This window comes from Mycobacterium tilburgii (assembly GCF_902168065.1).
Taxonomy (GTDB): Bacteria; Actinomycetota; Actinomycetes; order Mycobacteriales; family Mycobacteriaceae; genus Mycobacterium; species Mycobacterium tilburgii.
On sequence record NZ_LR655755.1, the window covers coordinates 1 to 10,736 of the forward strand.

Genomic DNA, 10,736 nt, shown 5'->3' on the forward strand with positions numbered 1-10,736 from the left:
TACCTGCACCGGCGGCAGGCCCCGCAGCCGGCGCTGCCCTCACCACCCGCCCCGCACATTGGCCGCCACCGCGCCGAATCGCTGTTGATCGGGGACGTCACCGACCCGTCCGGTCGCGCATTACCGATGCGGCTACATGCGCATTCGTCGCCCAATCCGCAATTTGGGACGACTAGACACGTCAATCGTGTGTAGCGTTGGCACGTTGACCTACCTCTAGACTCGTCACGGGCAAAGTGGGTGGGCACCTTATATAACTTCGTTGAAAGATATAATTTTCGTTGAAAGCTGAAGAGGCAAAGTGGACGAGATCCTGGCAAGGGCCGGAATCTTCCAAGGGGTTGAACCCGGCGCAGTCGCCGCACTGACCAAGCAGTTGCAACCCGTTGACTTCCCGCGGGGACACACCGTTTTTGCGGAAGGCGAACCAGGCGATCGGCTCTACATCATCGTCTCGGGGAAAGTAAAGATTGGCCGCCGGTCGCCCGACGGCCGGGAAAATCTGCTGACCATCATGGGCCCGTCGGACATGTTCGGTGAGTTGTCGATCTTCGACCCGGGCCCGCGGACTTCGAGCGCGACCACGATCACCGAGGTCCGGGCGGTGTCGATGGACCGCGACGCGCTGCGGGCGTGGATTGCAGATCGCCCGGAGATCGCGGAGCAGCTGCTGCGGGTGTTGGCCCGCCGACTGCGCCGTACCAACAACAACCTGGCCGACCTCATCTTCACCGACGTTCCGGGCCGGGTGGCCAAGCAGCTGCTGCAGCTGGCCCAGCGGTTCGGCACCCAGGAGGGCGGCGCGATGCGGGTCACCCACGATCTGACGCAGGAGGAGATCGCCCAGCTGGTCGGCGCTTCCCGCGAGACCGTCAACAAGGCGCTGGCCGACTTCGCGCACCGCGGGTGGATCCGCCTGGAGGGCAAGAGCGTGCTGATCTCGGACTCGGAGCGCCTGGCCCGCCGAGCGAGGTAGTTCGACGACGATGCGGTCCGCGGAGCGGACCGAGGAGAAGCCGGACAATCACACCCAAGCGCGGGCGCGGCTCACTCCTGCCGCAGATAGTCCAGCTGCACCTGCACCGACCATTCGGCGGCATCCCAGAGTTTCTCGTCGACATCGACGTAGACATGCTCGACGACCTGGCGTGCGCTGGCGTCCTCGCCGAGCTCCCGCAAGGCCGAGCGCACCTGCTCCAGCCGCTCGTGCCGGTGGATCAGGCAGCCCTGCGTGACGGCATCCAAATCGGGCAGGTCGGGCCCATGTCCGGGCAACACCGCGCGATTCCCCAGGCCGTGCAGGCGGTGCAGCGACTCCAGGTACGCGGTCAGGCTGCCGTCTTCCTTGTCCATGACGGTGGTGCCGCGACCGAGCACGCTGTCCGCGGTCAGCACCGCGTCCTCCAGCACGAACGACAACGAGTCGGCGGTATGGCCGGGCGTCGACATCACCTTGATCTTCAAACCGGCGGCGTCGATCACCTCGCCGTCCACCAGCTCACCGCCGATGCCCCGCAGGAACCCGCTGCCCGCGGAGCGCACGGTCGCGCCGGTGCGCTCGACGAGCTTGTCGATGCCGTCGGTGTGATCACCGTGGCGGTGGCTGATCAGCACCAGGGCGATGCTCCCCAACGACGCGATCCGGGCGATGTGTTCGTCGTCGTCCGGGCCGGGGTCCACGATGACCAACTCGTCGCTGCGCGGTCCGCGCAACACCCAGGTGTTGGTGCCCTCCAGCGTCATCAGGCCCGGGTTGTTGGCCAACAGGACCGAGGCCGTGTCGGTGACCGCCCGCAACATGCCGTATGCGGGATGCGTCAGCTGCTCGGCGGTCTCGGCCACTGTCGTTAACCGACCTCCACGATCAACTCCACTTCGACCGGTGCGTCCAACGGCAGCTCGGACACTCCGACCGCCGAACGGGCATGCGCGCCTTGGTCGCCGAACACCTCGGCCAGCAGCTCGGAGGCCCCGTTAACGACGGCGGGCTGACTGTTGAAGCCGGGCGCCGACGCGACGAAGCCGACGACTTTGACCACTCGGGTCACCGCGTCGATGCCGACCAGCGAGTTCACCGCCGCCAGCGCGTTGAGCGCGCAGGTCCGCGCCATCGCATTGGCGGCGTCGGGGCTCACCTCGGCACCCACCTTGCCGCTCCCCGCCAGCTTTCCGTCCGTGATCGGCAATTGCCCGGAAGTGTAGACCAGGTTCCCCGTCCGCACCGCGGGAACATACGAGGCCAGCGGCGCCACCACATCGGGAAGCGCGATGCCGAGCTGCCCGAGCCGGGCAAAAGTGTTCATCAACCCTCGTCCTTCGGGGCTACTTGGGGCGCTTCAGATACGCGACGTGCTGTTCGCCGGTGGGGCCGGGCAGCACGGACACCAGCTCCCAGCAATCGGCGCCCCATTGGTCGAGGATCTGTTTGGTGGCGTGCGTCAGTAGCGAAACCGTGGCGTATTCCCACGGAGTCGGTTGACTCATGTCGCGAGCTTATCCGTCGGCACGGAACCGCACTGGCCAGCCCACCCGGCAGCCGGCAACGCCACGCGATCCGCTGCGGCGACCCGATGAGCGGGGGCCGCCCGAGGCTCGGGCTAGCATGCTGAGGTGGCAACCACATCGAGCGGCAGCGCTGCCGTGGGCTGGCCGGCACGCCTGTCGAAAGCCCGCCTGCACTTCGTCACCGGCAAAGGCGGGACCGGTAAATCGACGATCGCGGCGGCGTTGGCGTTGACGTTCGCGGCCGGCGGCCGCAAAGTGCTGTTGGTAGAAGTTGAGGGCCGCCAAGGGATTGCGCAGCTGTTCGACGTCCCCCCGTTGCCCTATCAAGAAGTCAAGATCGCCACCGCCGAACGTGGCGGTCAAGTCAACGCGCTGGCAATCGACATCGAAGCCGCGTTCCTGGAATACCTCGACATGTTCTACAACCTGGGCATCGCGGGCCGGGCGATGCGCCGCATCGGGGCCATCGAGTTCGCGACGACGATCGCGCCCGGTCTACGCGATGTGCTGCTCACAGGCAAAATCAAAGAGACCGTAATTCGCGTCGACAAGAACAAGCTGCCGGTCTATGACGCGATCGTCGTGGACGCGCCTCCGACCGGACGGATCGCGAGGTTCCTGGACGTCACCAAGGCCGTGTCGGATCTAGCCAAGGGCGGGCCGGTGCATTCGCAGGCCGAGGGCGTGGTCAAGTTGCTGCACTCCGACCAGACCGCTATCCACCTGGTGACACTGCTCGAAGCGCTGCCGGTGCAGGAAACTCTGGAAGCCATTGAGGAATTGGCCGAGATGAAACTGCCGATCGGCAGCGTGATCGTCAACCGCAACATTCCGGCATATCTAGAGCCCGGTGAACTGGCCAAGGCCGCGGAGGGCGATGTCGACGCGGACGCGGTGCGCGCCGGCCTGAAGTGTGCCGGAATCGAGTTGGGCGACAACGACTTTTCTGGCCTGTTGACCGAGACCATCCAGCATGCGAATCGTATAAGCGCGCGCGCCGAGACCGCACAACAGCTCGACGCCATTCAGGTGTCGCGGCTGGAATTGCCCGCCATCTCCGACGGTGTCGACCTGGGAAGCCTGTACGATTTGTCGGAATCACTTGCACAGCAGGGTGTTCTATGAACACTGTCCCGAAAGATCTTGACCTGGCGTCGATCCTGGACGACCGATCCAACAGGGTCGTGGTGTGTTGCGGTGCGGGCGGCGTGGGTAAGACGACGACCGCCGCGGCCATGGCACTACGCGCAGCCGAATACGGGCGCAATGTCTGCGTTTTGACGATCGATCCGGCCAAGCGGTTGGCACAAGCGCTGGGTGTCAACGACCTCGGCAACACCCCGCAGCGGGTGCCGCTGGCGCCCGAAGTCACCGGTGAGCTACACGCGATGATGCTCGACATGCGTCGCACGTTCGACGAGATGGTGATTCAGTACTCTGGAACCGCTCGGGCGCAAGCGATTTTGGATAACCAGTTCTATCAGACGGTCGCCACATCGCTTGCCGGCACGCAGGAGTACATGGCGATGGAGAAGCTGGGTCAGCTGCTGGCAGAGGATCGCTGGGACTTGGTGGTGGTCGACACTCCCCCGTCGCGCAGTGCACTGGACTTCTTGGACGCGCCGAAGCGGCTGGGCAGTTTCATGGATAGCCGATTGTGGCGGCTGCTGCTGGCCCCCGGACGGGGCATCGGCCGATTAGTCACCGGCGCAATGGGTTTGGCGATGAAGGCGATGTCGACGATCCTCGGGTCGCAGATGCTGGGCGATGCGGCCGCCTTCGTCCAGTCGCTGGATGCCACGTTCGGCGGTTTCCGCGAGAAGGCTGACCGTACCTATGCGTTGCTCAAACGACGCGGCACCCAGTTCGTCGTGGTGTCGGCGGCCGAGCCCGACGCGTTGCGCGAGGCGTCCTTTTTCGTGGACCGGCTCTCGCAGGAGAGCATGCCGCTGGCGGGCCTGATCCTTAACCGCACCCATCCGCTGTTGTGCTCGTTACCCGTGGAACGCGCCATCGACGGCATCGGGTCGCTGAAATCCGTGGGCGACGCCAATACCGCCTTGGCCACGGCCGTGCTCCAGATTCACGCCGATCGCGGCCAGACGGCCAAGCGTGAGATCCGGCTGCTGTCCCGCTTCACCGGGGCCAACCCGCACGTGCCCGTCGTGGACGTTCCATCGCTGCCCTTTGACGTGTCCGATCTGGAGGCGCTGCGGGCCTTGGCCGACCAGATCACCGGCGTCGGCGCCGATGCGGCGTCCTGACCAGCTTTTACGCCGACGTCAACAAGAGCCGCTTATTGGATCGCGAGCGGGCACCCAAACAGGTTGGCGGCTGGCCCGCGGCAAACCGCAAATACTCTGCGCAGCTGACGGTAATTGCACACAAGCCAAGTTAAGGCCGCGAATTGTGCACACGCACAAGCTAGTTCGGCTTTTGACTGCCGTTCGACACGCACTCAACGATGCGGCCACTGTAACGAAAACAGTAATACGAGGTCGTGCCTAATCAGTCCGCCCCGGCGCACCGCGTAGCGGAGGGCGTAACCGTCAGCTGACGCCTCGGTTGCGGCGCTTGTCGAAGAAATCAGACCAGGAAACAACCTCGGGGTGCTGCTTGAGCAGGGCCCGGCGCTGCCGCTCGGTCATGCCGCCCCAGACGCCGAACTCGACCTTGTTGTCCAGCGCGTCCGCGCCGCACTCCTGCATAACCGGGCAGTGTCGGCAAATAACCGCGGCCTTGCGCTGGGCGGCCCCTCGGACAAAGAGTTCGTCGGGATCAGTGGTCCTACACAGCGCTTTGGACACCCAGGCAATGCGTTCTTCAGCATCCACACTGCGCAGTACCCCCTGTGCGGCAATGTTGGTTCGGCGTGCTGCCGGTCGTGTTCCTGACACGAGCTGTTCCCTTCCTCCCGGTCGCGGTGTGCGACCGCCCTCCTCGGGTGGCAGACCGTCGGTGCGATCTACGCCACATGGTGCTGCTCGGTGTTACCTGAATCTCACTGTCTGTACAAGTTAGGTGGTCAGTGGGCCAATTGCGCAACAGTCTGATAACGGTTTTTGGGACGGGCGTGCCGTCTTGTCGTCTAGGGTAAGCCGTGCCAACTCTTTGAGTACCCGATTTGCGTAGCCGATATGTAAATCGATTGCAACCGAGGCTCCCCGCCAACGGCAAAAGACCCTGCTCAAGGCTTGTCGGACCGCTGAGCGGATTCGGGGGCGCGAGGGGTAAGAAGTGGCGGTTACCCTATACGCATGTCAGACCGGCCACCGGCAGCTCTCACCATTATCAAGCTGGCCGGATGCTGTTTGCTGGCTAGTATCGTCGCCACCGCTTTGATGTTCCCGATGGCTGGTGGCCTGGGACTGATGTCCAACCGGGCTTCCGAGGTCGTCGCCAACGGCTCCGCCCAGCTCCTCGAGGGACAAGTACCCGCCGTCTCGACGATGGTCGACGCGAAGGGTAACACCATCGCGTGGCTGTACGAGCAACGCCGCTTCGAGGTGACCACCGACAAGATCGCCAACACAATGAAGTTGGCTATCGTCTCGATCGAGGACAAGCGATTCGCCGAACACAACGGTGTCGACTGGAAGGGCACGCTCACCGGGCTGGCCGGCTACGCCTCCGGCGACGTCGACACCCGCGGCGGCTCCACGATCGAGCAGCAGTATGTAAAGAACTACCAACTTCTGGTGACCGCCAAGACCGATGCGGAAAAGCGAGCGGCGGTCGAGACCACCCCGGCGCGCAAGCTGCGCGAGATCCGAATGGCGCTCACGCTCGACAAGACGTTTACCAAGCCGGAGATCCTGACCCGCTACCTCAACCTGGTCTCGTTCGGTAACGGCTCGTTCGGCGTGCAGGATGCGGCCCAGACCTACTTCGGCATCAACGCCTCGGATCTGAACTGGCAGCAGGCGGCGCTGCTGGCGGGCATGGTGCAGTCCACCAGTGCGCTCAACCCCTACACCAACCCCGAGGGCGCGCTGGCGCGGCGGAACCTGGTCCTCGACACGATGATCGAGAACATTCCGCAGGAGGCCGACGCGTTGCGCGCCGCCAAGGCGACCCCGCTGGGGGTGCTGCCGCAACCCAATCAGCTGCCGCGCGGCTGTATAGCCGCCGGCGACCGTGCCTTCTTCTGCGATTACGTCCAGGAATACTTGTCCCGCGCCGGGATCAGTAAGGAACAGGTCGCCCGGGGCGGTTACCTGATTCGGACCACGCTGGACCCCGACGTGCAGAATCCAGTCAAGACGGCCATCGACAAGTTCGCCAGCCCGACGCTGCAGGGCATCTCGAGCGTGATGAGTGTGATCCAGCCGGGCAAGACGTCGCACAAGGTGATGGCGATGGCCAGCAACCGCACCTACGGCCTCGACGTCGACGCCGGCCAAACCATGCGGCCGCAACCATTCTCGCTCGTCGGCGACGGCGCGGGGTCGGTGTTCAAGATCTTCACCACGGCCGCCGCGTTGGACATGGGGATGGGCATCAACGCCACCCTCGACGTCCCGCCGCGGTTCCAGGCCAAGGGCCTGGGTAGCGGTGGCGCCAAGGGCTGCCCCAAGAACACCTGGTGTGTGGTCAACGCAGGAAAATACCGCGGCTCGATGAATGTGACCGAGGCGCTGGCGACCTCGCCCAACACCGCGTTCGCCAAGCTGATCTCTCAGGTCGGCGTGACCCGGACGGTCGACATGGCGATCAAGCTCGGGCTGCGGTCCTACGCCGATCCCGGCACGGCCCGTGATTACAACCCGGACAGCAACGAGAGCCTGGCCGACTTCGTCAAACGGCAGAACATCGGCTCGTTCACGCTCGGACCGATCGAGGTCAACGCCCTGGAGCTGTCGAACGTCGCGGCCACGCTGGCATCTGGCGGCGTGTGGTGCCCGCCGAACCCGATCGACAAGCTGATCGACCGCAACGGCAACGAAGTCGCCGTCACCACCGAAACCTGCGATCAGGTGGTCCCGGAGGGGTTGGCGAACACCCTGGCCAACGCGATGAGCAAGGACGCGAGGGGCGGCGGCACCGCGGCCGGCTCGGCCGGCGCCGCGGGCTGGGATCTGCCGGTGTCCGGTAAGACCGGCACCACCGAGGCGCACCGCTCGTCCGGCTTCGTCGGCTTCACCAGACACTACGCGGCCGCGAACTATATCTATGACGACTCCCCCAACCCGACGGATCTGTGTTCATCGCCGCTGCGCCACTGCGGCCAGGGCGACCTTTACGGAGGTAACGAGCCGGCGCGCACCTGGTTCACCGCCATGAAGCCGATCGCGCTGAACTTCGGTGACGTCAAACTGCCCCCCGCCGATCCACGGTACGTCGAGGGTTCACCGGGCTCACGCGTGCCCAGCGTCGCCGGCATGGACGTGGACGCCGCCCGCACCCGCCTCAAAGAGGCGGGCTTCCAGGTGGCCGACCAAACCAACTCCGTCAACAGCAGCGCGAAGTTGGGCGAGGTCGTAGGGACGTCGCCGTCGGGCAATACGATCCCCGGTTCGGTCATCACCATCCAGGTCAGCAACGGCATCCCTCCAGCGCCGCCACCCCAGCCGGACGGGGCGCCCCTGCCGGTTGGTTCGCAGGTGGTGGAGATCCCCGGGCTGCCGCCGATCACCATTCCGTTGCTCTCCCCACCCCCGCCGCCGGGCCAACCGCCTCCTTAAGGGCGACCGTGCTGAGGCGCTGCCGGGCCGCAACCGGCAGTAAACTGCCCGCATGGCTGAAGTCGTGCCCGCCCTGATTCGCACCGGTGCTGTCGCGTTCGGTTCGGCCGTCGCCGGTGTCGGTTATGCCGCGGTGGTCGAACGCAACGCATTCATCCTGCGCGAGATAACCATGCCGGTCCTGTCACCGGGATCCACTCCGTTACGGGTGCTGCATATCAGCGATCTGCACATGCTGCCCGGCCAGCGCCGCAAGCAGGCCTGGCTGCGGGAACTGTCCGGCTGGGAGCCCGACCTGGTCGTCAACACCGGCGACAACCTGGCCCACCCCAAGGCGGTGCCCGCGGTCATCCAGGCGCTCGGCGATTTGCTGTCGCGACCGGGGGTGTTCGTGTTCGGCAGCAACGACTATTTCGGGCCGCGGTTGAAGAACCCGCTGAACTACCTGACCAATCCGTCGTACCGGGTGAAGGGCGAACCGCTGCCTTGGCAGGATCTGCGGGCGGCCTTCACCGAGCGGGGCTGGCTAGACCTGACCCACACTCGCCGGGAGTTCGAGGTGGCCGGCCTGCACATCGCCGCGGCGGGGGTGGACGACCCGCACATCGACCGCGACCGCTACGAGACCATCGCGGGCTCGGCCAGCCCGGCCGCGAATCTGCGTCTGGGACTGGTGCATTCGCCGGAGCCGCGGGTGCTGGATCGGTTCGCCGCAGACGGCTACCAGCTGGTGATGGCCGGGCACACGCACGGCGGCCAACTGTGCCTGCCGTTCTACGGGGCGGTGGTGACCAACTGCGGCCTGGACCGCACACGGGCAAAGGGGCCGTCGCGCTGGGGCGCCGACATGCAACTGCACGTCTCGGCGGGGCTGGGCACCTCCCCGTTCGCGCCGGTGCGGTTCTGTTGCCGCCCCGAATCGACCCTGCTGACGTTGATCGCCGCCCCGATGGGGGGCCGGGATTCCAGCAGCGACCGGGGCCGCTCAGTACCTGCGGCATCGCTTCGTTGAGCGCTCGGGCCGGGATCGCGGTCCGCAGCGTCTCCCGAAGTTGGGCGGACAACGCGATCTGGCTTATCGAGGCGGACGCCCGTCGCAGCGCCGACACGCACCTGTTGCGCTACCCGCTGCCTTCGGCTTGGTCGACGCACTTCGATATTGCGCTGTACCTCAAAGACGAGTCGACGCACATCACCGGCAGCCTCAAACACCGGCTGGCGCGCTCGCTGTTCTTGTACGCCCTGTGCAACGGGTGGATCGGTGAGGGCACCACGATCGTGGAGGCGTCTTCGGGGTCGGCGGCGATATCCGAGGCGTACTTCGCGTCACTGCTGGGCCTGCAGTTCGTCGCCGTGATGCCCGCCAGCACAAGTTCGGCGAAAGTCGCGCTGATCGAATCCCAAGGCGGTCGTTGCCATTTCGTGCAGAACTCCAGCGAGGTCTACGCCGAGGCCCAGCGGGTGGCTGAGGAGACCGGCGGCCATTACATGGATCAGTTCACCAACGCCGAACGGGCCACCGACTGGCGCGGCAACAACAACATCGCCGAGTCGATATTCGCCCAGATGCGCGACGAGCAACACCCGATCCCCGAATGGATCGTGGTCGGGGCGGGCACCGGCGGAACCAGCGCGACGATCGGCCGCTACATCCGGTACCGGCGGCACGCCACCGGCCTGTGTGTCGTCGACCCGGAGAATTCCGCGTTCTTTCCGGCCTACGCCGGGCAGCGCTACGACGTGGTGACGGCGTCGTCGCGGATCGAGGGCATCGGCCGGCCGCGGGTCGAGCCGTCGTTTCTGCCCGACGTGGTCGACCGCATGGTCGCGGTGCCCGACGCGGCGTCGATCGCGGCCGCCCGTCACGTCAGCACCGTGCTGGGGCGACGGGTGGGGCCTTCGACCGGAACCAACCTGTGGGGCGCGTTCGGGCTGCTGGCCGAGATGGTGGCAGCGGGCCGCAGCGGTTCCGTCGTCACGCTGATCGCCGACAGCGGCGACCGCTATGCCGACACCTATTTCAGCGACGAGTGGGTGGCCGACCAGGGCCTCGATCTCACCGGTCCCGCCCAGGCGCTGGTCGAATTCGAGCGCTACTGCAGCTGGATCTAGCTTCCGGCCAGCGGTTTGGCGAGTCGGCGGGCCGGTGCGATAGGCTGTCCTGGCTTCAAGCGGGGTGTGGCGCAGCTTGGTAGCGCGCTTCGTTCGGGACGAAGAGGCCGTGGGTTCAAATCCCGCCACCCCGACCCAGAACCGGTTTCGTAAACCGGTTTTCGACGGCGCCGGGCAATCTGGCCTGGCGCACCGGACCCGTTCACCACTCCGACGGACATTAGTGTTTGGTTGAATTTGAATCCGCACCAATCCGCGCTTGATCAACAACTTCCACGGAGGCGCCGACATCGAGCGCTGAAATCGTCTGATTGCTTCGAACTCGACGGGGGTCAACCGGCCCAGACCGACCTGTCGGCGTCGGCGGTGGTAGGTGCGTTCGACCTAGGTGACGATGGCGATGCGTAGCTGCTCGCGGGTGTTCCAGCGGCGGCG

Annotated in this window: 10 protein-coding genes, 1 tRNA gene and 2 pseudogenes; 8 read left to right on the forward strand and 5 right to left on the reverse strand. The window is 65.7% G+C overall.

Annotated elements, in window-relative coordinates; genetic code table 11:
• Both FQ389_RS20930 and crp read left to right on the forward strand, forming a co-directional pair.
• Positions 1 to 195 (forward strand): annotated as a pseudogene (locus FQ389_RS20930) (hypothetical protein); the annotation flags it as partial.
• A 106-nt stretch (positions 196 to 301) separates the two neighbouring features.
• Complete coding sequence (crp, locus tag FQ389_RS16870; RefSeq protein WP_044508824.1) at positions 302 to 976, forward strand: cAMP-activated global transcriptional regulator CRP; 675 nt, start codon at positions 302 to 304, stop codon at positions 974 to 976.
• Between the two features lie 71 nt (positions 977 to 1,047).
• Here crp and FQ389_RS16875 read toward each other — a convergent pair whose 3' ends face one another.
• Genes FQ389_RS16875 through FQ389_RS16885 form a run of 3 tightly spaced genes read right to left on the reverse strand, consistent with a single transcriptional unit; the run spans position 1,048 to position 2,484 of the window.
• Positions 1,048 to 1,842, reverse strand: coding sequence for an MBL fold metallo-hydrolase (locus tag FQ389_RS16875; protein ID WP_144209706.1), 795 nt, complete (start codon positions 1,840 to 1,842; stop codon positions 1,048 to 1,050).
• Between the two features lie 5 nt (positions 1,843 to 1,847).
• Complete coding sequence (locus tag FQ389_RS16880; protein WP_144209709.1) at positions 1,848 to 2,303, reverse strand: RidA family protein; 456 nt, start codon at positions 2,301 to 2,303, stop codon at positions 1,848 to 1,850.
• Between the two features lie 19 nt (positions 2,304 to 2,322).
• On the reverse strand, positions 2,323 to 2,484 hold the full coding sequence (locus tag FQ389_RS16885) for a hypothetical protein (protein WP_144209712.1): 162 nt from the start codon (positions 2,482 to 2,484) through the stop codon (positions 2,323 to 2,325).
• Between the two features lie 126 nt (positions 2,485 to 2,610).
• Here FQ389_RS16885 and FQ389_RS16890 point away from each other — a divergent pair, with 126 nt between their 5' ends.
• The gene (locus FQ389_RS16890) at positions 2,611 to 3,630 is read left to right on the forward strand and encodes an ArsA family ATPase (RefSeq protein WP_144209715.1); all 1,020 of its coding nucleotides are present in this window, start codon (positions 2,611 to 2,613) and stop codon (positions 3,628 to 3,630) included.
• Positions 3,627 to 4,769: an ArsA family ATPase gene (locus tag FQ389_RS16895; RefSeq protein WP_144209718.1), complete on the forward strand. Its 1,143-nt coding sequence runs from the start codon at positions 3,627 to 3,629 to the stop codon at positions 4,767 to 4,769. Before FQ389_RS16890 ends, FQ389_RS16895 begins: the two co-directional genes overlap by 4 nt.
• Before the next feature lie 285 nt (positions 4,770 to 5,054).
• On the opposite strand, the gene FQ389_RS16900 is transcribed toward FQ389_RS16895, so the two are convergent.
• Positions 5,055 to 5,402 carry a WhiB family transcriptional regulator gene (locus tag FQ389_RS16900; protein ID WP_144209720.1) on the reverse strand — a complete coding sequence of 116 codons (348 nt, stop codon included), beginning with the start codon at positions 5,400 to 5,402 and terminating at the stop codon, positions 5,055 to 5,057.
• Between the two features lie 360 nt (positions 5,403 to 5,762).
• Here FQ389_RS16900 and ponA2 point away from each other — a divergent pair, with 360 nt between their 5' ends.
• From ponA2 to FQ389_RS16920, 4 genes are all read left to right on the forward strand, one after another.
• A complete protein-coding gene (gene ponA2 / locus FQ389_RS16905; protein WP_144209723.1) occupies positions 5,763 to 8,189 on the forward strand; it encodes a transglycosylase/D,D-transpeptidase PonA2 in 2,427 nt (808 codons plus the stop codon).
• Between the two features lie 52 nt (positions 8,190 to 8,241).
• Positions 8,242 to 9,201 (forward strand): metallophosphoesterase, encoded by a 960-nt coding sequence (locus FQ389_RS16910; RefSeq protein ID WP_144209726.1) that lies wholly within the window; start codon positions 8,242 to 8,244, stop codon positions 9,199 to 9,201.
• Positions 9,198 to 10,301: an L-cysteine desulfhydrase Cds1 gene (cds1, locus tag FQ389_RS16915; RefSeq protein WP_144209729.1), complete on the forward strand. Its 1,104-nt coding sequence runs from the start codon at positions 9,198 to 9,200 to the stop codon at positions 10,299 to 10,301. The genes FQ389_RS16910 and cds1 overlap by 4 nt, the downstream gene beginning before the upstream one ends.
• A gap of 60 nt (positions 10,302 to 10,361) precedes the next feature.
• Positions 10,362 to 10,435, forward strand: a tRNA-Pro gene (locus FQ389_RS16920).
• A gap of 175 nt (positions 10,436 to 10,610) precedes the next feature.
• On the opposite strand, the pseudogene FQ389_RS16925 reads toward FQ389_RS16920, so the two are convergent.
• Positions 10,611 to 10,736, reverse strand: a pseudogene (locus FQ389_RS16925) (IS3 family transposase); the annotation flags it as partial.